General features: G+C 55.3%; 23 protein-coding genes and 1 pseudogene. 1 reads left to right on the plus strand and 23 read right to left on the minus strand.

Annotation, left to right across the window (positions count from 1 at the left end):
• Nucleotides 1-16 precede the first annotated feature (16 nt).
• The 8 genes from dinG to bshB1 form a co-directional block, all read right to left on the minus strand.
• The gene (dinG, locus tag KNP82_RS02630) at nucleotides 17-2,827 is read right to left on the minus strand and encodes an ATP-dependent DNA helicase DinG (protein ID WP_214826956.1); all 2,811 of its coding nucleotides are present in this window, start codon (nucleotides 2,825-2,827) and stop codon (nucleotides 17-19) included.
• A gap of 107 nt (nucleotides 2,828-2,934) precedes the next feature.
• A complete protein-coding gene (gene panD, locus KNP82_RS02635) occupies nucleotides 2,935-3,318 on the minus strand; it encodes an aspartate 1-decarboxylase (protein ID WP_021067221.1) in 384 nt (127 codons plus the stop codon).
• Between the two features lie 5 nt (nucleotides 3,319-3,323).
• The gene (panC, locus tag KNP82_RS02640) at nucleotides 3,324-4,154 is read right to left on the minus strand and encodes a pantoate--beta-alanine ligase (protein WP_214755837.1); all 831 of its coding nucleotides are present in this window, start codon (nucleotides 4,152-4,154) and stop codon (nucleotides 3,324-3,326) included.
• Nucleotides 4,151-4,987: a 3-methyl-2-oxobutanoate hydroxymethyltransferase gene (gene panB, locus KNP82_RS02645; RefSeq protein ID WP_021067219.1), complete on the minus strand. Its 837-nt coding sequence runs from the start codon at nucleotides 4,985-4,987 to the stop codon at nucleotides 4,151-4,153. Before panB ends, panC begins: the two co-directional genes overlap by 4 nt.
• Nucleotides 4,988-5,205: 218 nt before the next feature.
• Nucleotides 5,206-6,168: a biotin--[acetyl-CoA-carboxylase] ligase gene (locus KNP82_RS02650; protein WP_214799535.1), complete on the minus strand. Its 963-nt coding sequence runs from the start codon at nucleotides 6,166-6,168 to the stop codon at nucleotides 5,206-5,208.
• Nucleotides 6,141-7,280 carry a CCA tRNA nucleotidyltransferase gene (locus KNP82_RS02655; RefSeq protein WP_214799532.1) on the minus strand — a complete coding sequence of 380 codons (1,140 nt, stop codon included), beginning with the start codon at nucleotides 7,278-7,280 and terminating at the stop codon, nucleotides 6,141-6,143. The genes KNP82_RS02650 and KNP82_RS02655 overlap by 28 nt, the downstream gene beginning before the upstream one ends.
• On the minus strand, nucleotides 7,277-8,398 hold the full coding sequence (gene bshA, locus KNP82_RS02660; RefSeq protein WP_214799530.1) for an N-acetyl-alpha-D-glucosaminyl L-malate synthase BshA: 1,122 nt from the start codon (nucleotides 8,396-8,398) through the stop codon (nucleotides 7,277-7,279). The genes KNP82_RS02655 and bshA overlap by 4 nt, the downstream gene beginning before the upstream one ends.
• Nucleotides 8,395-9,078: a bacillithiol biosynthesis deacetylase BshB1 gene (gene bshB1 / locus KNP82_RS02665; RefSeq protein WP_058763415.1), complete on the minus strand. Its 684-nt coding sequence runs from the start codon at nucleotides 9,076-9,078 to the stop codon at nucleotides 8,395-8,397. Before bshB1 ends, bshA begins: the two co-directional genes overlap by 4 nt.
• Nucleotides 9,079-9,189: 111 nt before the next feature.
• Between bshB1 and KNP82_RS02670 the strand changes: the two genes are divergently transcribed.
• Nucleotides 9,190-9,957, plus strand: a complete 768-nt coding sequence (locus KNP82_RS02670) for a YitT family protein (RefSeq protein ID WP_251128619.1) — start codon at nucleotides 9,190-9,192, stop codon at nucleotides 9,955-9,957.
• Here KNP82_RS02670 and KNP82_RS15510 read toward each other — a convergent pair.
• The 15 genes and pseudogenes from KNP82_RS15510 to KNP82_RS02745 all read right to left on the minus strand — a co-directional run.
• Nucleotides 9,920-10,225, minus strand: a pseudogene (locus KNP82_RS15510) (GreA/GreB family elongation factor); the annotation flags it as partial. The gene KNP82_RS02670 and the pseudogene KNP82_RS15510 sit on opposite strands and share 38 nt — an antisense overlap.
• 61 nt (nucleotides 10,226-10,286) lie before the next feature.
• Complete coding sequence (locus tag KNP82_RS02680) at nucleotides 10,287-10,970, minus strand: zinc metallopeptidase (RefSeq protein WP_029595658.1); 684 nt, start codon at nucleotides 10,968-10,970, stop codon at nucleotides 10,287-10,289.
• Nucleotides 10,971-11,008: 38 nt separating this feature from the next.
• Entirely contained in the window at nucleotides 11,009-11,623 is a 615-nt protein-coding gene (locus KNP82_RS02685; protein ID WP_029595659.1) for a DUF1405 domain-containing protein, read from the minus strand.
• 99 nt (nucleotides 11,624-11,722) lie between these two features.
• The gene (locus KNP82_RS02690) at nucleotides 11,723-12,517 is read right to left on the minus strand and encodes a menaquinol-cytochrome c reductase cytochrome b/c subunit (protein ID WP_021067210.1); all 795 of its coding nucleotides are present in this window, start codon (nucleotides 12,515-12,517) and stop codon (nucleotides 11,723-11,725) included.
• Nucleotides 12,518-12,550: 33 nt separating this feature from the next.
• Nucleotides 12,551-13,222 carry a menaquinol-cytochrome c reductase cytochrome b subunit gene (gene qcrB, locus KNP82_RS02695; protein WP_021067209.1) on the minus strand — a complete coding sequence of 224 codons (672 nt, stop codon included), beginning with the start codon at nucleotides 13,220-13,222 and terminating at the stop codon, nucleotides 12,551-12,553.
• 15 nt (nucleotides 13,223-13,237) lie between these two features.
• Nucleotides 13,238-13,741, minus strand: coding sequence for a QcrA and Rieske domain-containing protein (locus tag KNP82_RS02700; RefSeq protein ID WP_021067208.1), 504 nt, complete (start codon nucleotides 13,739-13,741; stop codon nucleotides 13,238-13,240).
• Nucleotides 13,742-13,851: 110 nt separating this feature from the next.
• The gene (locus tag KNP82_RS02705; protein WP_021067207.1) at nucleotides 13,852-14,292 is read right to left on the minus strand and encodes a DUF2487 family protein; all 441 of its coding nucleotides are present in this window, start codon (nucleotides 14,290-14,292) and stop codon (nucleotides 13,852-13,854) included.
• A gap of 165 nt (nucleotides 14,293-14,457) precedes the next feature.
• A complete protein-coding gene (locus KNP82_RS02710; protein WP_021067206.1) occupies nucleotides 14,458-14,991 on the minus strand; it encodes a ReoY family proteolytic degradation factor in 534 nt (177 codons plus the stop codon).
• A 24-nt stretch (nucleotides 14,992-15,015) separates the two neighbouring features.
• Nucleotides 15,016-16,287, minus strand: coding sequence for a tetratricopeptide repeat protein (locus KNP82_RS02715; RefSeq protein ID WP_021067205.1), 1,272 nt, complete (start codon nucleotides 16,285-16,287; stop codon nucleotides 15,016-15,018).
• A 36-nt stretch (nucleotides 16,288-16,323) separates the two neighbouring features.
• Nucleotides 16,324-17,574, minus strand: coding sequence for a 3-phosphoshikimate 1-carboxyvinyltransferase (gene aroA / locus KNP82_RS02720; RefSeq protein ID WP_029595660.1), 1,251 nt, complete (start codon nucleotides 17,572-17,574; stop codon nucleotides 16,324-16,326).
• A gap of 1 nt (nucleotide 17,575) precedes the next feature.
• The gene (locus tag KNP82_RS02725; RefSeq protein ID WP_214826964.1) at nucleotides 17,576-18,622 is read right to left on the minus strand and encodes a 3-dehydroquinate synthase; all 1,047 of its coding nucleotides are present in this window, start codon (nucleotides 18,620-18,622) and stop codon (nucleotides 17,576-17,578) included.
• Nucleotides 18,616-19,776: a chorismate synthase gene (gene aroC, locus KNP82_RS02730; RefSeq protein WP_214826967.1), complete on the minus strand. Its 1,161-nt coding sequence runs from the start codon at nucleotides 19,774-19,776 to the stop codon at nucleotides 18,616-18,618. The genes KNP82_RS02725 and aroC overlap by 7 nt, the downstream gene beginning before the upstream one ends.
• Nucleotides 19,777-19,786: 10 nt before the next feature.
• A complete protein-coding gene (locus KNP82_RS02735; RefSeq protein WP_029595663.1) occupies nucleotides 19,787-20,566 on the minus strand; it encodes a CheR family methyltransferase in 780 nt (259 codons plus the stop codon).
• Between the two features lie 117 nt (nucleotides 20,567-20,683).
• Nucleotides 20,684-21,100, minus strand: a complete 417-nt coding sequence (ndk, locus tag KNP82_RS02740; protein WP_021067200.1) for a nucleoside-diphosphate kinase — start codon at nucleotides 21,098-21,100, stop codon at nucleotides 20,684-20,686.
• A 91-nt stretch (nucleotides 21,101-21,191) separates the two neighbouring features.
• Nucleotides 21,192-22,154, minus strand: coding sequence for a polyprenyl synthetase family protein (locus KNP82_RS02745; protein WP_214826970.1), 963 nt, complete (start codon nucleotides 22,152-22,154; stop codon nucleotides 21,192-21,194).

Here is a 22,154-nt window from a genome sequence, read left to right on the forward strand (position 1 = left end):
ATCACGATGCCTAGCGTTATCTCTGATTTCCTAGGCCGGTCTTTTCTTTCTCGTCTAAAAACAGCTCCAGTTCGGCGAGTGCGGTCTCGAGCGGACCGTCGATTCGGTCGACGGCCGGCAAACTGTTAATGAACTGCTTCCCATAACGGGTCGTCTCGACACGACGGTCGAAGACGAAGATGGCGCCGTAATCCTCTTTCGAGCGAATCAGACGGCCGACCCCTTGTTTAAAGCGGATGACCGCTTGCGGGAGTGACAGCTCAAAGAATGACGATTTGCCTGTCGCCTCGATTTTCTCGGACCGCGCCTGCATGACCGGTTGGTCGGGCGGGGCGAACGGGAGTCGGACGATAATGAGGCAAGTGAGTGCCTCGCCCGGAATGTCGACGCCTTCCCAGAAGCTGGCCGTCCCGAACAAAATCGATTGGTCGATGCGCTTGAATTGTTTCGTCAAACGGCTACGTGATCCGCCGCTCACGCCTTGGGCGAGGAGCGTATAGCCCTCATCAAGCTGGTCTTTGACGGCCTCATGCGTCAAGCGCAACAATTCGTTCGATGTGAACAAGACGAGCATCCGACCTTTCGTCACATTGGCGATTTGGGCAATCGAGCCTGCAATCTGTTCGACGAACCGCGGCAACGGAACCTCGTTGATGAGCGGGATGTCGGACGGCACAAACAGTTTCGCTTGTTTCTTGAAATCAAACGGTGACGCCAGGACGACGCGACGGACATCTTCGCCGTCGAGTCCAAGACGGCGTTCGATGAATCCGAATCGGCCCGAAACGGTCATCGTCGCCGACGTCAAGACGGTCGGACGCTTGGCGAACAGTCGTTCATGCAAGAGTGGACCGATCTCGACCGGTTGCGTATACACCGAAGTCAACTTACGGTGGGCCAGGTTGAGTTCGACCCAACTGACAGCATCGTCATCCCGCGTGAGCATCGTCTCGTAGAGCACGCTCTCGATATCGCGCACGTCCCCGATGAACGCCTTCAAATCCCCGAGCACGGCCCGTTGTTTGAACGTCATATGTTCTTTATGCTCATCGAGAAGCCGATGCAGTTGCCGGAGCGTCGTCCGGAGTGTCCGCAGACGGTCTTCGAGTCGCTTCGCCACTTCCCGAATCGGACGGAACGGCTCCCCTTCCCGCTCGAAGCGGACGGTTTGACGTTGCTCCCGCTTTTTACCGAGCGACTGGAGCGCCGTGAGCAAATCGTTCAGTTCATCGTCGACGCGCGCGAGCGCTTGATCGGTCGCCTTGCTGAACGCCTCGGCTTCTTCCGCGACGGCCGTCAAATCAGCGAGTCCGAGCACGCGTGAATGGAACTTGCCATCGGCGCCGTAACCGAACCACTTGAACAAGCGGTCGAACTGAATCGCGTCGAACGTCACACCGAAGTGATGCGACGCGACTTCCTCGACTTGATGGGCCTCATCTAAGATGAGCGGCGTATCGGTCGGAAGAATCCCGGCCTGATGCTGCAAATCAGAGAACAATAAGGCGTGGTTCGTCACGATGATATCGGCCTCTTTCGAGCGCAAGACGGCCCGGGTGAAGAAGTCCCGGCTATACCACGGGTCGAAACGCCCGAAGTCCGAGGCCGCGTCGGCTTGGATGAGCCGTTTGAACGAGGCCGGCCCTTGTGACGCCGCACCCGGTAGCGACAACTCTTCCAAGTCGCCTGTCACGGTCTCGGTCAACCAGACGAGTACCATCGCCTTGCACATCGCCGGGAGCAAGCCTTCGTTCGCCTCCTCGAGAATCATCTCGAACTTGCGGAGGTCGATGTAATTGCGTCTCCCTTTCAACAACGTGAATTCGACTTCAGGGAAAATCGCTTTTAAAATCGGCAAATCTCGAGTCAACAGCTGTTCCTGCAATTGAATCGTATGTGTGCTGACGACGACCGGTCGTTTCGTCTCGAGCGCGTGATGGGCGCTCGGAATCAAATACGCCAACGTTTTTCCGGTCCCTGTTCCCGCCTCGATTAACAGTGTCGCTTCGTCATCGAGCGCTTTATAGACGTGGCGCATCATCTCGAATTGACTTTGACGCGGTTCGAATTGCCCGAACAATGCCGGGAGCGTCTCTTCAATCGTCCGGTGAAGGAACGGCTCGAACGGCTCGCGTTCGACGGCGGGTTCGAACGTGTCGACGAGACGTCTCAGTGCGATTTTCCGATGAATATCGTACGTCGTCTCGTCGTCGGCTCGAATCCCGACTTGAATGATCAACTCATCGAGCAGCGGCTCGACGTTGCTCGTCCACGACTCGGACAACCGCCGCAATTGTTTCAGCGTGACGAGCGGTAACGCGCGCAACCGCTCGACCAAGCGAACGAACAGTTCAGCCGTTGCCTCGGCGTCGCTGAGCGCGCGGTGCGCGTCGGTGTGGACGAGGTTGAACGTCTCGGCGAGCGACTCAAGTGCGTGGCTCTCGAGCGTCGGGTATAGAATCCGTGCCAGCTCGACCGTGTCGATGGCCCGGCCCTGGAACGGGATATACCCGGCCAACTCTAAGCTTTCATTCAAAAAATTCAAATCAAACGATACGTTATGGGCGACAAAAATCTGCCCGTCTAGCATCTTCCATATATCTGGGATCACTTCCTCAAACGTCGGGGCTTCCGCCACGTCTTGATTCGTAATCGTCGTCAACTGCGTGATAAAAGGCGGGATCGGGCGACTCGGACGAATCAAGGTACTGTAGCGCTCAATCACTTCACTCCCTTGAACGACCACCGCCGCAAATTCAATCAATTCGTCGCCGGACTTGACGGAATGACCAGTCGTCTCCAAATCCACTATCACATAGGTGTCCATAACATCCATCCCATCTTCGGCACGCTCGTGCTTTCTGTCTGTCTCATCTTACCATAGAACGATACACGAAAAAACGGGGATGCCTCTCGCGGACATCCCCGTTTGTCTTATAAAATCGTATGGGCGATTTCTTCGTATAGAAGTTGATCGATCTCGTTTCGCTCGTTCAAGACGGCGACTTTCGGACGATGTTGTTTCGCTTCCTCGGCCGTCATTTGACCGTACGCCATGATAATGACGACGTCCCCGACTTGGAAGTGACGGGCCGCAGCCCCGTTCAAACAGACGACACCTGAACCTCGTTCGCCCTTGATGACGTACGTCTCGATGCGAGCCCCATTATGGTTGTTCGTGATGTGGACATGCTCGTTTTCCATGATCCCGACCGCATCCATTAAATCTTCATCGATCGTGATCGAGCCGACGTAATGTAAGTTCGCCTCGGTGACGGTCGCCTTGTGTAGTTTTGCGTGCATAAATGTTCGAATCATTGGATTCATCCTCTCTTCCAAATCACATTATCAATCAAGCGGGCCCGTTCGAACTGCACCGCTACAGCAATCAATAGTTCGGTTGACGCGGAGGTCACCTCGGTCAACGTCGGATAGTCTTTGATTTCGACATAGTCGATCGTGCTGTTCGGAATGTTGCTCAAGCGGTCCTCGAGCCGTTCCATCACGTCTCGAATCGCCTCACCTTGCGCAAGGGCGTCTCGCGCCTCGATCAAGGCACGGTTGATGTCACTCGCATCCACCTTCTCTGACTCCGATAAATAGACGTTACGGGACGATTTCGCAAGGCCCGACGGTTCACGGATAATCGCACAGCGGCGAATCTCGACCGGGACGAAATAGTCGCGGACGTAGCCTTCGATTAGAGCGACCTGTTGCGCATCCTTCAACCCGAAGTAAGCGCGGGTCGGACGGACGAGATTGAACAGTTTCGAAACGACGGTCAAGACGCCATCGAAATGACCGGGACGACTGGCCCCGCATAATACATCAGCGCCGGTGCGCACCGTCACACGTGCCATGTCGAGCGGGTACATCGTCTCCGTGTTCGGGTAGAACAAGACGTCGACACCTGCCTCGCGGGCGAGTGCCTCGTCCCGCTCGAAATCACGCGGATAGCGGTCGAGATCCTCGTTCGGTCCGAACTGGGTCGGGTTGACGAAGATGCTCATGACGACGAGGTCGTTTTCTGACTTGGCCGCTTCGACGAGACTGAGGTGCCCTTCATGCAAATAACCCATCGTCGGGACGAAACCGATCGTCCCGACACCTGTCAATGCTTCTTGTAACGAACGTGGGGTCGTGACGATGTTCATGCCTTGCCCCCGTAGAGCGTGTCGAGCAATGACTCATCCATCGTGAACGTGTGCCGTTCGAGCGGGAACGAGCCGTCTTTCGTCGCATCGACGTAATTGCGGATTGCCGTCGTCGCCACTTCATTCACGTCGGCATATGCCTCGACGAACTTCGGAAGGCGGTCGACGCCATATTTCAAGATATCGTGATAGACGAGTACTTGGCCATCCACATCGGCACCCGCACCGATTCCGATGACCGGGATGCTGAGCGCCTCGGCAATCTTTTTGGCCAATTGATGTGGCACGCATTCGAGGACGAGCATCTTCGCGCCAACCCGCTCCGCCTCGAGGCTATCGGCAATCAACTGTTCTGCGTCTTCGAGCGATTTGCCTTGTACTTTATAACCTTCGAGCACACCGACCGATTGCGGAGTGAGGCCAAGGTGGGCGACACACGGCATACCGACTTTCGTCAGACGCTCGATCGTTTCAAGCACCTCGCCAGCCCCTTCAAGTTTAATCGCATCGGCTTGTCCGTCTTGGAACAACGTCGCGGCCGCTTGGAGCGTGCGGTCGAAATCACCGTGGTATGTCGCGAACGGCATATCGACGACGACGAACGTGTCACGGGCCCCGCGGCGAACCGCTTTCGCGTGATGGACCATGTCCGAGATTGTCACAGGAATCGTCGAATCGTAACCGAGCACGACCATCCCGAGCGAGTCCCCGACTAAAATGATATCGACGCCTGCAGCCTCGGCCAGTTTTGCGGACGGGTAATCGTAGGCGGTCAACATGACCAATTTCTCTTCTTGCTTCATCTTCTTCAATAACGAAGTCATCGTATGCATATAGTTCTCCTCCTAATGTGGAGACAGGTTAGAAAAAACGCCTTCCTACACGAATGGTAAGAAGGCGCACGAAAACAATCTCAAGTAGATGAGTGTCCTTCTGTCCCTGTCAAAATGATCAAGGCAGACAAAAAAATGTAGTGACGGTCTGCAGTACTGGTACACTTCGCGAGCGATAGCGTCCGGCACATTCATTATAGACCACGAACCCGTTTCCATCAATCATTCCAAACTGCGATCTCGGCAGAGTAAATCGGCTCGACCGTTCCTTCATGTTCCAACAGGAGTGCCCCATCCTCTGAAATGCCGCGCATCGTCCCGCGTCTTGGCTTCCCTGACGCCGTCAACGTCACCGGTTCGTTCAGATAGGCGGCGTGTTCGAGCCAATGGGCGCGCACAGAATCAAATCCTGACGCGAGGAACAAATCGTATTCCGTCTCGAGCTCGGCGAGCAAGTGAGCGAGCAACTCGCTTCTCCGATACGTCTGATTGGTTTCCAGCTTGATGGACGTTGCGCGATGGGCGAGCTCGTCCGGGATGACATCGCTATTGACGTTCAACCCGAACCCGAGGATGACGGCTTGAATCCGGTCACCCTCCGTCTGCATCTCGGTCAAGATGCCGCAGATTTTTTTCCCATTGAGCAACAAGTCATTCGGCCATTTGATGGTGGCCGGGATACCTTGCGCGTGCAAAGCGCGCGCGAACGCGCTCGCCGCCATGAGCGTCAGCTTCGAGGCGTCGCGAATCGGCAGCGCCGGGCGCAGGATGACACTCGCCGCGATATTGACGTGGCTCGGATTATACCAGTTCCGGCCGAGTTGGCCTCGTCCCGCTGTCTGCTCCTCGCTGATGACGAGCGTTCCTTCGAGGACGCCCTTTTGCGCCAATTCATGGGCGATGCGTTGGGTCGTATCGACTTGATCAAACGCATGGACGGCTTGTCCGAACCGCCCTTTTCGGAACGATACGAACGCCGGCTCATCGAGTCGGTCGGTCTGGCCGAACAATTGATACCCTTTTCGAGGAATCGTCTCAATCGCATACCCATCTTGTTTTAACGTCTCGATATGCTTCCAAATAGCGGTACGTGAAATATTTAATTGACGGGCCAACTCTTGACCACTCCAGACCGCCCCGTCCTGCAACAGGTTTAATACTTTTCCGCGTGTTGAAGCCATCGTTTCGCCTCCTTTCGTAACGGTTCCGGTTCGTTGGCGAGCTCGCCTTCCAGCACGAGCCGTTCGACGTGGGCGAGCACTTGTTTGATGAGCGGGCCCTTGGCCCCGATTTGGAGCGCATCACGGCCGTCGAAGCGAAGCTCCCGGCGCGATTGAATCGGCAACTGCCGCTTCAACTGTTCAGCCGTCTCCGTCCGACCCGACATGTCGAGATACGTCGAGAGCGTCGCCGTCGTCGTCTCGTAAATCGTGAACGTGTCGAGGCCGGTCGTGAACAACCGGGCGAGCACGTTCGCTTCCCGTTTCAGCGCGTTCGAGCGTTTCCACGGCGTCAACCAATCGGTCGCAGCGGCATGATGGACGAACAGCGCCCAGCCGCCGACCGGATTGACCGGCGTCCGTCTGTCGGCGATGACGCGCTCAATCAGTTCTGCCGAGACGTTCGGTAAATACTGATGGATGCCGAGGTCCAGTATCGCCGCCAGCGCTTTTCGATACGCCGGACCGACCATCAACTTCTCGAACTCGATGGCGACCCGCTCCATCGCGATGTCTTGCAGTTTATGACCGAGTTCGCGGGAAGCTCGTTGCACGTCATCATCGAGACGGAAATCGAGCTGGGCCATGAAGCGGAACGCCCGCATGATGCGGAGCGCGTCCTCATTGAAGCGTTCGTACGGGCTGCCGACGGTACGGATGACACGCGCCTCAAGATCCATCCGACCGCCGAACAAATCGACGACGTTGCCATCGTGGAACGCCATCGCGTTCATCGTGAAGTCGCGCCGTTTCATGTCCTCCTCGAGCGAGACGCCGAGCGACACGTGGTCGGGCCGTCTCGAATCCGAATACGTCCCTTCCGACCGGAACGTCGTCACTTCGAACGGATGATGGTCGAGAATGACCGTCACTGTGCCGTGATCGATTCCGGTCGGTACCGATTTCGGGAACAAGCGCATGACTTCGTCCGGAAAGAGCGACGTGGCGATATCGATGTCATCCGGAAGCGTACCGCGCATATAGTCACGGACGGCCCCCCCGACGATATACGCTTCGCCGCCGTGGGCGTTAATCGTCTCGATAATCCGTTTGGCGTATTCCCATTCCGTCATGGGCGCACCACCTGTTCATAAAGCGATTCATATGCCGTGACGATATCGGCCGACGCGAACTGTTTGGCCCGTTCGAGCCCGTTCGTGCGGAAGCGTGCATGCAGTTCCCCGTCGAGCAAAATCGCTTCGAGCGCTCTCGTCGCCGCGAGCGCGTCGCCGCGTTTGACGACGAACCCTTCCACGCCGTCAGTGATGACTTCCGGCAATCCGCCCGCATCGCTGACGACCGATGGGACGCCCGTCGCCATCGCCTCGAGCGCGACGAGACCGAACGCCTCTTTGTCCGATAACAGGATGTGGACGTCGCAAATCGACAAGAGCGCCGCCACTTGTTCTTGCTTCCCGGCGAAGATGACTTGCTCTTCGAGTTCCATTTCGCTCACGAGGCGGCGCATCGCTCCCATGAGCGGACCGTCGCCGACGAGGAGCAGTTTCTTATGTGGGACGTTCATCTGCTGGAACGCCTCGAGCACGAGATCGATTCGCTTCACTTGCCGGAAGTTCGAGATATGGATGACGACCCGGTCTTGATCGGACAAGCCATACCGTTCGCGGAGGGACGTGTCGGCCTGCGGTTGATAGACCGCCTCATCGATGAAGTTGTGGATGACATCAATCGATAAGTCGGACCCGATCCGCTCGAGCGTCTCTTGCTTCAAACTGTCCGAGACGGCCGTGATGGCGTTCGATTGGCGTAAGCCGTACAAAATTGCCGGCTTCAATTCCTCATCTTCGCCGAGCACGGTGATATCCGTGCCATGGAGTGTCGACACGATCGGTGTCTTCGTCCCCGCCATCTCGCGTCCGAGGGCGGCACAAACGGCGTGCGGCACCGCATAGTGGGCGTGGATGACATCGAGGCCGAACGCCCGGATGACGCTGGCAATCTTCGACGCCAGCGTGATGTCGTACGGTGGATACCGGAACACCGAGTATTGATTGATTTCGACTTGGTGGAACGTGATGTTCGGATGATAAGCGTTCAATCGGAATGGGATGCTCGACGTGATGAAATGAACATCATGGCCCCGGTCGGCGAGTTTCATCCCGAGCTCAGTGGCGAGAATGCCCGAGCCCCCGACCGATGGATAACAGAGAACTCCGATTCTTAGACTCATGTGAGCTCACCTGCCTGATGGACCACGTATGGGCGGCTCGTCATCAACCCTTCCGCATATGCGGTCCCGATTAAGCTACCGAAGTGACGTTCCCTCGCCAATACCCGTTCGAGATAGGCGTCCGTGAGCGGCGTTGCCACGCCGTCGACCGGTGTGAACTGACTGGCATAGGCACGCAAGGCGTCAAGTTTTTGCTCGATTGTCCCCGTGATGTCGATGCAGACGTCCGGTGTCGTATGGGCGTTAATCATATATTGATAGACACTCGACGGCCGATATGCCGGGACGTCGGGCATGTATTTACGGATTCCGGCATTAAAGAGCGCCTCCTCGACGAGTCGGGCGCAGGCGCCGTGATCGGGATGGCGGTCGATGCCGTATGGATACAGAACGTGTGTCGGACGCTCGGACCGAATCAATCGGACGATCGCCTCGATTTGAGTTGCGTCCCCGGTCAGGCCCCGGTCCGGGAACCCGAGATTGATGCGACGGATGCCGAGCACCCGATCGGCCGTTTCGGCTTCGATGCCGCGCGTGACGACGTCCCCATTCGAAGACAGCTCCGCTCTCGTCAAATCGACGTATAGAACGTCGACCCCGGCCTTGGTCCATTGGGCGGTCATGCCGGCGATTCCGATTTCGATATCGTCCGGATGGGCCCCAATTGCTACTATTTTCATAAAATCACCTCTTCTGTGAAAAGTATATCGGACTCATCGCGGAATGTCATATGTAGAGGGTAGTCAATCGAGAGGTTTTTCGAGTACGCTACTAGGTGGGAGGTGAACCAAATGACGGTACAATTACCGATTCGGTTTCGCAATATATTCTTTATTTTAATTGGTTCCTTTATTTTCGCGTTCGGCGTCTATCATTTCAACGTCCAGAACAATTTGGCGGAAGGCGGATTCACGGGCATCACCTTGATTCTGCGCGGTTTGTTCGACTGGTCGCCATCGATCACGAACTTGGCGCTCAACATCCCGCTCTTTTTTGTCAGCTACAAGCTGCTCGGGCGGACGACGTTCATCTATACGCTCATCGGGACGTTCAGTTTCTCGCTCTGGTACGCCCTCATCGCCAAGTACTCGAATCTAATCATCGATTTGACGGACGATATGGTGCTCGCGAGTCTATTCGCCGGTCTCTTCATCGGGGTCGGTCTCGGCATCATCTTCAATAACGGTGGGACGACGGGAGGCGTCGATATCATCGCCCGACTCGTCCAACGTTACGTCGGATGGTCAATCGGCAAGACGTTCCTCGTGTTCGACTTTTTCGTCATCGTCCTCAGCTTGACGTATCTCGATATTCGCGAGGCGATGTACACACTCCTCGCCGTCTATATCGGCGCCCGCGTCATCGACTCGATGCAAGAAGGGACATACGCTGGCAAGGCCGCCATGATTATCAGCGACCATCTTACGGCCATCGCTGACGGGATTCACGCCACGATGAACCGCGGGACGATACGGAAATCGTTTCTTCCGCCAAATCAGCCTCGAGCTCACCGACGAGGCGATACGTCTCATCATTCCCGTCCGGTAATTCCCGAATGACGACTCGGCTCCCGAACGCGACGACGTCGGGCCGACCCTCGTCGACGATAACGGCATCGGCGAGCAGACGCTCCAGTTCGATAATTTTAGTCTCAATCCGCTCTTGTTCTCGGACCGCCTCCACGTACGTCACGTCTTCACGAAAATCACAAAACTTTCGGGCCGTCTTGACGCGTTCGAGCGCTTCATGCCGGCTATCCCCGCGCAACGTCTCCAGCTGTTCTTGTAAGCGGAGCCGTCCCGCTTTCGTCAATTGTGGTTGATTCATCTGCTACTCCTTTCGAAAGCAAAATTAAAAAAGTCCCGTCACGTGGACGGGACCCTTGATTCTACTCATCACGTGGCATGAAGACGATGAGCGCCAAGCGGATCAGTTCGGCGACGGCGACAAGTGTGGCCGCCACATATGTCCAAGCCGCCGCGTTGAGCACTTTGCGTGCGCCCGACTCTTCCGTTGCCGTGACGATGCCGTGGCTCGTCAATTCAGCCATAGCCCGTTTCGAGGCATCGAATTCGACAGGTAACGTGACGAGTTGGAACACGACCGCCCCGAGCATCATGATGACACCGAGTTGGGCGAGCCCCATCGCGCCGAGCAAGAAACCACCTAAGAGAAGTGGGAACGACAAGTTCGACGTGATGTTCACGACCGGGACGAGACGGTGACGGACCCGCATCAACTTATAGTCGGATGCATCTTGAATCACGTGGCCAATCTCGTGGGCCGCAATCGCAGCCGATGAAATCGTCGACCCTTGATACACTTCGCGCGACAGACGGACGACTTTATTGACCGGGTCGTAATGGTCACTCATCAAACCATCGACCATCTCGATCCGGACGTTATGAACGCCGTTTTGTTTCATGATGAAGTCAGCGACCTGTGCACCCGTGACTCCGCTTTGAATCGGTTGTTGGAGAAACTTTTTGTACGTACTTTTCACTCGCATCTGGGCCCATAACGGAATGAGCATAATCAGTGCAAGATAGAAAATATAGCCACCTAATGACATGTTCTCTATCACCTCTGCGTGTATTTGATAATCTGATTTTACATTCTAATGAACTTATTATCAAGCGAAGTGCGTAGGATGATGTGGTATCCCATAAAAAAACATATTCCGGTCAACCAGAACGACCCGTAGCCGATCCAGGCGATATGTTCGGCCAGTGACGGATAACGCGGCCATTGTCCGAGCACGTAGTCGACGACGTCGTTATGGATGACCCAGATGAGCGTCAAGACGAACGAGCGGACCGTCCATGTCATGAACGGTGCGTACAACAGCGCCTGGAACGCCATCGCCCCGTGTGACACCATCAGCATGACGGCCATGAGCACAGTGAACGTCTCGGCATCGGGACCGAGTTCCCGTAAGAACAAGATGTTCATGATGACGGCCCATACCCCGTATTTGATGAGCGTCACGAAGGCGAGCGTCTCCATGAGGGGTGACTTCTTCCCGGCAATCCATAAGCCGAGCACGACCGTGAAGAAGAACGAGGCCGTCGGACTGTCCGGCACGAACGGCCAATAGATGAGCGGTGTGTCACGGAGCTGGGGCTCATACCAGACATATCCGTAAATCGTTCCGAACAAGTTGATGATGAACAGGAGCACCAAGACGGTCCGATGGGTGAGAAACGGGCGTAACATATGTATCATTCGTGTATTCCATCCTTTTTTTCTCTATTGTAGCGCAACGGAGGCGAAGTAAAAAGAAGCGTGACCCGTTAGACGGGCCACGCTTCTTGAACCAATCGATTATTGGTTGTTTTCGCCGCCTTCACCGTATGAAGCGATGAATTCAGACATGGCTTGGAGATCTTCATCCGAACCATCCCATTGACCGGCTGGCATCGTACCGACACCGTTGACCGCGATATCCGCGATCTCTTCGGCCGTATACTGTGTGCCGACGAGTGCAGGAGCTGCTGCCCCGCCTTCGAGGTTCTGACCGTGACAGTTCACACAAGACTGAGCCGAATAAATCTCATAGCCAGGTGCGGCCGTATCGATTTCAGGGCCCTCGCCCGGAACTTCCAAGATCCCTTGTTCATGAACTTGATCCCAGTGCGTCGTTTGAACCGATTCCCACGTCAAGTAGAAAATCGACAACACGCCGAGAAGCATGAAGCTAATGGCGACCGGACGTTTGGCCGGACGGCGTTCGAGTCCTTGGTCGAGCCATGGTGCGATCAAGAGCGCCGTGAAAGCGACCCCTGGCAAGATGACCGTTCCAAGCAAGATCCAATCCCCTGCTGCGAACTGATACTTGAGCAATTGATACAAGAACAAGAAATACCAGTCCGGAAGCGGAATGTATGACGTGTTCGTTGGATCGGCGATGTTTTGGAGCGGTGGGGCCTCGACAATCGTCAAGGCGATGAATCCGATCAAGAAGACCGAACCGACCATCCACTCTTTCAACAAGAAGTTCGGCCAGAACGCTTCCGTGCGTCCTGGATACTCTGAATAGTCTTTAGCAATATTTTGTTTCCGATTCGAGATTCCTACTCGAGAGTCGGTTACAAATTTCATCCCTTTACCGCGATGCATATCGTTTCTCCTCCTTTTTGTCTTCGAATCGGCTTATAGCGGTCCTGAGATCCCTTGCTTACGAATCATCAAGAAGTGGGCTCCGAGGAGTCCGAACAAGGCCGCCGGTAAGAAGAAGACGTGAATGGCGAAGAAGTTCGTGAGCGTCCGTGCGCCGACGATCTCGCCACCGGCGAGAAGCGTTTTGGCGATACCACCAATGACCGGGACACTCTCGGCAATTTGAAGTGTAACTTTCGTCGCGAACAACGCTTTCATATCCCACGGCAACAAGTACCCTGTAAGACCGAGCGCCAAGACGACGAAGAACAAGAGAACACCGACGACCCAGTTGAGTTCGCGAGGTTTCTTATACGACCCGGTAAAGAATACGCGGAGCGTATGTAAGAACAACATGACGATTGCAACCGATGCGCCCCAGTGATGCATCCCACGAACGATTTGTCCGTGCGCGATCTCGTTTTGAAGATAGTACACCGACGCGTGCGCGTTGATGATGTCTGGTACATAGTACATCGTCAAGAACATCCCTGACAGAATTTGAATCACGATCGTGAAGAACGTCAGACCGCCAAAGCAATAAACAAATGCTGAAAAGTGATGGGCAGGGTTGACGTGTTCTGGAACTTCATGGTCAGCGATGTCGCGCCATAACGGCGTGATGTCGACGCGTTCATCGACCCAATCATAAATTTTTTGTAACATCGACTATTCCCCCTCTCACAACTGTGCGACTGGACTGCCCAAGTATAGGAAGCCGTCTTTTTCTTCTTTTTCGTAGCGTGCAAGTGGTGCAGTCGGAGGCGTACCAGGAATGTTCGTTCCATCTTTCTCATAGCGACCGAAGTGACACGGGCAGAAGAATTCTGTCGGTCGAGTCGGGTCTCCACCATATCCTACTTGGCAGCCGAGGTGCGTACAAATTGGAGACAAGGCGATGATTTCGCCGCTCTCATCTTTAAATACCCACGCCGAAAGCGTTTCTTCAAATTCATACCAAGCATCTTGCGTTTGTTTCTTAAAGTCGACACGTTGCGGCTCAGTCGTGATGTCATCAAGACTGATGACTTTTACTTTATCGCCCGCTCCCGATTTTTTTAAGACCGGATCGATCGCAAAGTTGACCATCGGACTGATCAATGTTGCCGCCATAAAGCCACCTACACCAGTCAACGTATACGTTAAGAACTGACGGCGTGTGACTTTTGACCCATTTTGAGCCATTTCGTTCCCCCCTCATTCGTGTGCATAACCCCATAATTCTTTATGCATTCTTCACAAAAATTTCTCACTCAACAAAATAGTATATCAATAAAACCTCCACGTCAACCGCTTCATGTCGCCATCCAACGGCTCGAAAGATCGGTAATGACTTGCGTCGCAAAATTTTGAACCATCGTGTGCGACTGCTCGCCGGACATGCCTTTCAACGCAAGCGGCGGAACGAAAATAATCGGCAGTTCAGAGCCCTTGAAACGCAAATCCGAGGAGATGAACAACACGTGGGTAAACCCCGATGCCGTCGCCTGAACAGTAACTTGTTCGGCGAGCGCACGCCCTGCCTCCGCGTCGACATAACTGATTGTCGGGCTTAGCATCGTCCGGCCGGACAATTGGCGCTCGGTTTCAAGTGCCACCGCCTGGATGACTTCGTTTCCTTCGGCTTTGCGCACCATGTCCTCATCAAACGCCAGTTCGACGAGCGGGACGACGAGCGTATCGACGTATTGGCGTTCTGAGAGCGACTTCATCGCGTCTAGACCATCGAACCTCATCTTCCTCCTCCTCTCCATTAGACATACATCATTATGTTCATTGTAGCGTACCTACAATCGTTCCCTCTGCGAAACTTATGAACGAAATGTGAAATTATTGTGTATTCCTACGTCATTAATATACCAAAAAACAAGCGCTTACCATAACGGAAGCGCTTGTTTTTATTAAAATAATTTTGAGGCTCGGACTTGATGGAGCTGGCTCGTCAAGTTGCGGAACAATTTCTCGTCCCGTCGGTCGAGTGCCTTATCGATTTCGACGAGCAGACGCTCCTCCTCGAACTGGGCAACCGAGGCCCGAATGACCGTCTGGGCCGACGTCGTCACTTCGTCTTTCACTTCGGCGACGGGTTCGAACGGATTCAATTCCACGATATCAATCCACAGCTCATCAATCATCATGCCTTGAAAGTTCAACTCCACGTAGATGGCGCCGTCGTGGAGCCGGATGTCGTGATACGCCTTCTCGGGATTGACCGTGATGAGGTCACCCCGACGGTAACGGAACGGTTCGCCGTCAAATCCATACGCCGTCATGATCAAACTGCGCGGTGAGACCGAGGCGTTCGTGACGAAATGAACGTTCCCGAGTTTTTCTGGATGTCTGAGCCAGTAGTCGATAATCCACTTGGCTTCTCGTTTACGAAGCGTATGATGAGCGAGGAATCGCTTTAAAAATGTTCTTTTCCGCTCGACCATATGACCCCATCTCCTTTATATCGTTTAATCGTGATCCGTCAACCGTTCGAGCCGCTCTTCAAGTGCTTGGCGGTCATCGACATCGACAGTGAGCGCAAGCGTTTGCTCGAGCACTCGTTGCGCTTGGTCACGCTGTCCTTCTTCTATCAATAGTGTAGCCCATTCAATCGCAAATGACACGTCCTCTTTATAAACTTGCTCGATCGACCGGTATAACGTGACGGCCGTATCATAGTCTTCAAGTTCATAGGCCGCTTTCGCCTTGTACCATGTCATGAGCGGGGAAGTCGAATGTTCCTCGAGCGCATCGATCGTCTCGAGGACGGCCTCCATGTCCCCACCTTCGAACAAGACCGATAAGAGCAGCTCAGTCGCCTGAAGCGACTCCGGATTCAACGCGAGAGCCTCGCGCAATTCCGTGACCGCCTCATCTGTCCGACCTTGTTTCAAGAACAGTTTCGCTTTTACCGTGCGCAACTCATCGTTATAGTCGTCGCGGTCAATCCCTTGGCCAATCACCTCGAGCGCCTCATCGAAGCGGCCGAGTTCGTCGAGCGCTTCCGTGTAAGGCAGATAGAGCGACGTGAAGTCGGGGTCCATCGAGCGAAGCGACTCAAACTGTTTGACGGCAATTTCGTCACGGCCGATGCGGTGGGCCGTCATGGCGTGACCGAAAATCGTGTTCAAGTTGCGGTCTTCCGCTTTCTCATACTCATCGAGTGCCTCTTCGAAAGAGCCGATCATCGTGAGCGCCTCCGCGTAATCGGCCTGATAATCGAGTTCTTCCGGCAAGCGCAAGTGCGGCAGACGCGCGTACAGCGGGACCGCCTGTTCGAACGAGCCGATCGACGCGTACAACTCGGCCAATCCGTAGATGAGGAGCGGTTCGTCCGGGTTCGTCTCGAGCGCCTCCATCAGTTTCTTGACGGCGACCTCGTCCAACCCTTGTGATTGATATAAATCGGCGAGGAGGACGAGACTGCGCATATGCGCTTCCTTGTCCGTCGTATCGATTTTCTCGAGGACGGCAATCGCCTCTTCTTCCCGGTCACTGTCCAAGTAGGCCTCGGCGAGCGACAAGGCGACGTGCGGGTTGCCCGCATAATCGACATATAGCGCCGCGAGCAACTTGACGGCCCGATCGGCGAGGCCGAGTTCGAGGTAGAGATCGGCGATGGCCAACCGGTCCTCGTCCGACCCTTCCTTCTCGAGCGATTCGAGATGCATGAGGGCATGCTCCGTCTCACCTTTTTCAAGCATCTCAATGATATGGTTTAATTCTGTTTCGTCTAACATCGTCAAAATTCCTCCTAGCGGCTACTCGTATTGACGTTATTCTATCTCACGACCGAGTCGTTGTAAATCGTCACGGAAGCGCGGATAACTCACATCCGCTGCCTCGACGTCGTCAATCGTCACATGTTCCGTCGTCAATAAGTCCGCAATTTGGAGCATCATCGCCAAGCGATGATCTCCGTGCGAGGTGACGTGTCCCCCGTGCAAACGGCTCGGATAGACGTCAAAGCCGTCATCCGTCTCGCGAAGGTCGACACCGAGCGCCTTCAATTCGCTCGCGACCGTCTGAATCCGGTCCGTCTCTTTTACGCGGAGCTCCCCCGCATCCCGGACCGACGATGGGCTCGATGCCTGCGACGCGACGAGGGCGAATAATGGCAACTCGTCGATTTGATGTGGGATGGCGGTCCCGTCCAACCGGATGCCATGGAGCGTGCTCGTCGACACGGTGACGTCCCCGACCGATTCTTCTCCGAGTGCGCGGACGTTCGTCACGTCAACGTGCGCCCCCATCCGTTCGAGCGTGCGCAAAAAGCCAATCCGTGTCTCGTTCAAACAGACGTCGGTCGTCGTGACGCGACTATCCGGGACAAGCGCGGCCCCGGCCCACCAAAAGGCGGCCGAGGACGGGTCAGCCGGTACGGCCACCGTCGCGCCCTCCAGGACGGACGGCGACAGCCGAATCGTCCGAACCCCCTCTTCCGAGGTGATGTCAATCTGCCCGTTGAACAGCGGCAGCATGCGTTCGGTATGATCCCTCGACAAGACCGGCTCGCGCACGATCGTCGGACTGTCCGCACGGAGTCCAGCCAATAAGATGGCCGATTTCACTTGCGCGCTCGCGACAGGCAACGTGTAATCGATGCCCGTCAACGCCCGCCCTCGGATGTGGAGCGGAGCGACGTCACCTGCAAGGTCGGCTCCCATGGCGCGCAACGGGGCAGTGACGCGACGCATCGGTCGCTTCGAGAGCGAGGCGTCGCCGGTGAGCGTGAACGTACCGTCGTAGCCTGCAAGCAGTCCCGTCAAGAGACGCATCGTCGTGCCGGAGTTCCCGCAATCGAGTTCCGCCGACGTGAGCGACGGGCTGCCAGTGATGACGAGTCGTTCCGCTTGTTCATCGACTTGTGCGCCCAAACGACGGATCGCCTCGAGCGTCGACCGGCAATCCTCACCGAGGAGCGGGTCGTACACCGTCGTCTGTCCGTGCGCCACGGCCCCGAGCAATAACGCCCGGTGCGTGATCGACTTATCGCTCGGTACGCGTATCAATCCGTTCAATCCCATCTTAAAACCACCCTTTCAACTGATTATACGCTTCGACGAGCCGTTCGGCCGTGACGCTCGTCACGGTCACTTCTTCACCGAGCAGTACGAAGCGAATCTGTCCAGTTCGATTCTTTTTATCGTGGCCCATCACCTCGAGATACGCCTCGAATGGCTGCCAGACGACCGGCGTGATTGCTTGCTGTTTCACGTATCCGGCGAGCGTTTCCGCGCGTGAGACGTCTCCGGCGACAAGGAAGGCGTACACCATTCCGTATAGGATGGCCTCCCCGTGCGCTAATCGGTACGCCTCGACCGACTCCAACGCATGGCCGAACGTATGACCAAAGTTCAGCCAAGTCCTTACGCCGTGTTCCCGTTCATCGGTCTCGACGACCTGTCGTTTCACTTCAATCCCACGCGCGAGCCACGCCTCCCAATCGAGCGGTCCTTGCGCCAAGGCGGTGAACAGCTCGGTCTCGAACGAGTGCCCGAGGACGTATCGTGACAAGTAGGCATGTTTAATTAACTCGCCGAGCCCACTCAGTATGTCTCGGTCCGTCAACGTCTCGAGACGGTCGACGTTATAGTGGACGCCCGCTGGCTGATAAAAGGCACCGATCGCATTTTTGGCGAGCGGATGGTTGACCGCGACTTTTCCGCCGACGGCTGAATCGTGGGCGAGAACTGTCGTCGGCACTTGTATGTAATGCAGGCCACGCATATAAACACTCGCCAAAAAGCCGGCCAAGTCGCCAATCATGCCGCCGCCAAAGGCGACGACGAGCGTGTCCCGGTCACAGCCAGACGTCAACCCGTCCGCGACGAGACGTTCGATCGTCGCGAGCGATTTCGATGCGTCGCCCGGACGGACGACCGACCAGACGATTGGACGCGCGCTTGCCTCGAGACGAGTCCGAAACGCCTTCCCGTGCAGGCGATCTACCGTCTCGTCCGTGATGACCCACACGGTCGAGCACGAGAAGTAAGGGACGCGGTCGAGCCAGGCGTCCCCTCGTTCAATTGTGACGTCATATGGAGTCGAGGCGTTCACGCGAATCGTCACCACGTGCGAATCTCCTCGCGGTACGCGTCGACGCGCGCTTGGATGCGCCCGACCGTATCATGTCCGAACGTCTCGCATAACTCACGGGCGAGCTCAAACGCGACGACGGCCTCGACGACGAGCGATGCGGCCGGGACGGCACAGGCGTCACTTCGCTCGATTTGGGCGAGGAACGGTTGTTTCGTATCGACATCAACGGATTGGAGCGGCTTGTAAAGTGTCGGAATCGGTTTCATCACTGCGGTACAGACAATCGGCATCCCAGTCGTCATCCCACCTTCGAAACCGCCGAGATGATTGCTCAGGCGTGTATAGCCGTCGGGACCATAAGCGATCGGGTCCATCACTTCCGACCCTGGTCGATACGCCATCTCGAACCCATCACCGAACGCGACGCCTTTGATGGCGTTGACACTCATGACGGCGCGAGCGATGACCGCATCGAGTTTCCGGTCATATTGGACGTACGATCCGAGCCCCGGGATGACACCATGCACTTCCGTACAGACGACACCTCCGAGCGAGTCACCGGCGGCTTTCGCCTCATCGATTCGATGCATCATCGCCTGGCCTGCCGTCTCATCCATCGTCCGGACCGGTGACGCCTCGATCGTGGCGCGCAATGTGTCGAGCGACTCGTATGAGGCATCGGCCTCGACCCCGCCAATCACTTTGACATAGCTGACGAGCGACATCCCGACAGCAGCGAGCAGTTGTTTGCTCAGGGCGCCGACGGCGACCCGGGCGGCCGTCTCACGTGCGCTCGAGCGTTCGAGGACGTCTCGCAGGTCACGATGGTCGTATTTCAAGCCGCCGACGAGGTCCGCATGTCCTGGTCGCGGGCGGACGACGCGGCGTTTGATTTCCACGTCCGCATCGATCGGTTCGGCCTGCATGACGTTCCGCCAATGAGTATGGTCCTTGTTCTCGATCCAGAACGAAATAGGGGCCCCTGTCGTCACCCCGTGACGAATACCGGCCCTCACCTCGATTCGGTCTGATTCAATTTGCATGCGGCGGCCGCGGCCGTAGCCGGACTGCCGTTTCGCGAGTTCCGCATTGATGGCTTGCACATCGACCTCAAGCCCGGCCGGTACACCCTCGATGATGATTGAAAGTCCAGGCCCGTGCGATTCTCCTGCCGTCAAATAACGCATAGCTGCCACCTCATTCTTCAAATTTTTCGTAGAAGAAGCTCTGCTTCATCTTGTAGCCGTATCGCTTCGGTTGAAAGATCTGCTCGGTCCCTCCGACGAAGAGGACACCGCCTGGTCGGAGCGATCGGTGGAACGATGTATAAACTTTCTCTTTCGCTTCCTCGGTGAAATAAATCAAGACGTTACGACAGACGATTAAATCAAAATTCCGTTCATACACGTCGGCCAGCAGATTATGTTTTTTGAACGTCACTAATTTTTTGATGTCCTCTGTGATGTAATAGTCATCTCCACGGCGGGTGAAGTAACGCTGCCGAAACTCTGATGGCAAGTCGACGAGCGCACGCTCATGATACTTGCCTTGTTTCGCTTTTTCGATCACCACGTCATCTAGGTCCGTCGCCGTGATTGTGAACTGTGCGGGTGACAAATGTTTCGATAACAGCATCGCCAACGAATACGGTTCTTCACCCGTCGAGCACGCTGCGCTCCAGACGCGCAACTTGCCCTGGCTCTTACGGATGAGTTCCGGCAAAATGTCCGTCTCTAGTTGCTGCCAACGGACCGGGTTCCGGTAAAATTCACTCACGTTGATGGTCATGCGATCTAAAAATTCATCGTATAAGCCCCGGTCCGACTCCATCGCTTTGAAGTATTCGATAAACGTGGCATACCCTTTCTTCTCGCGAAGTGCAATCATACGTCGCTTCATCTGGGCTTCTTTGTATAGGTTTAAGTCAATCCCCGACTTCATATAAAACTTTTTTACGAAGATGGCATAATCATTTATCACCAGTTCCAACCTCAATTCTTTCTCTTCTCCTAGATCATGTCGTGCCAAAACAAGCGAAAGCGCTTTAATCCCAATATAAAAAGGGACAGGAGGCCCCCGTCCCTTTTATCGTCATCAAACGTGTGATGCTTCAGTGGCGAACCAGAGTGACAATTCACGCTCTGCGCTCTCCACGCTATCTGAACCATGGATGACGTTTTGTGACATCGTCGAGGCCAAATCGCCACGAATTGTTCCAGGTTGTGCGTCCAACGGGTTCGTCTTCCCGATCATCAATCGAGAGACGGCGACGATATTTTCGCCTTCCCACTCCATCGCTACAACAGGACCAGACGTTAAGAATTCGACAAGCTCTCCAAAGAACGGCTTTTCCTTATGTTCCGCATAATGCGATTGTGCGACTTCAACCGATGGCGTCAATAGCTCAAGACGGTTCAACGTATATCCTTTCGTTTCGAAGCGCGAGATGATTTCCCCAATCAGACCGCGTTTCACTCCATCCGGTTTTACCATTAAAAATGTTTTTTCCATTCCCCTAATCCCCCTAAATCAATATGTGTACCATGTACTTTATTAGTTTACACGGTCATCTTGATTATTGAAAGGGTTTACAAGGTGGTTGTTACCATTTTCGTTTCCCGATATACTCGGCGATTTCAATGAGCGAGCGCTTATCCGGTACGTCCGGCAAGCCATCGAGACGTTGAATCGCCCGGTTCACGTACCGGTCGATTGTTCGTTGGCTTCGCTCGAGCGTCCCGTTGCGCTGCACTTCACGAACGAGCGTATGGGTCGTCGCGTAATCGGACGACTGGTTGACTTGCTGCAACCGACCAAAGAATTCAGGGTCTTCCGCTGAATAGAAGAGCGGCAACGTTTTATGGCCGTGTTTCAAATCTTCTCCGACCGGCTTTCCAAGCTGAAAACTTTTCGCGGTGAAATCGAGCAAATCATCCGTCATTTGGAACGCCATCCCGATGTCATAGCCGAACAGCCGCAGCTGTTTGACGACTTCGGGTGACGCCCCTGAGACGACGGCCCCGGTCGCACAACTCGTCTCAATCAAGAGCGCCGTCTTTCGGGCAATCCGATCGAGATATCGTTTCGGGGACTGGCCCCAGTCGTATTGGTCTTGGATTTGATTGATTTCACCGATACAAATCAGTTCCATCGTGTCTGCCATGATTTCCATCACGCGCGGCGAGTCGACCTCAGAGACGAGTCGAATCGCTTCGCCGAACAACGTATTCCCTGTATACATCGCGACCTGCTCATCGTAACGTTCCATGACGGTCGGTTTGCCCCGGCGAAGTGTGGCGTCATCGATGACGTCATCATGGACGAGCGAGGCCATATGAATCAGTTCAAGACTCGCCGCCACTTTCGTCAAGCGGATGTCTTTCGCTTGCCCGAAACCAGCGCTCAGCAATACGAACGCCGGACGGATCCGCTTCCCGCCCGCATCAAGCAGTTGCTTCGAGGCCGCCTCGATGACCGGGTGATCCGTATGGACCCGCGTCGACAAGAAGCGATCGATCTGCTCAATCTCTCGGTTCATGTGGCGATAAAGTCGCTTCAAAGACAT

Source organism: Exiguobacterium sp. s26, assembly GCF_018618235.1.
Classification (GTDB): Bacteria; Bacillota; Bacilli; order Exiguobacteriales; family Exiguobacteriaceae; genus Exiguobacterium; species Exiguobacterium chiriqhucha.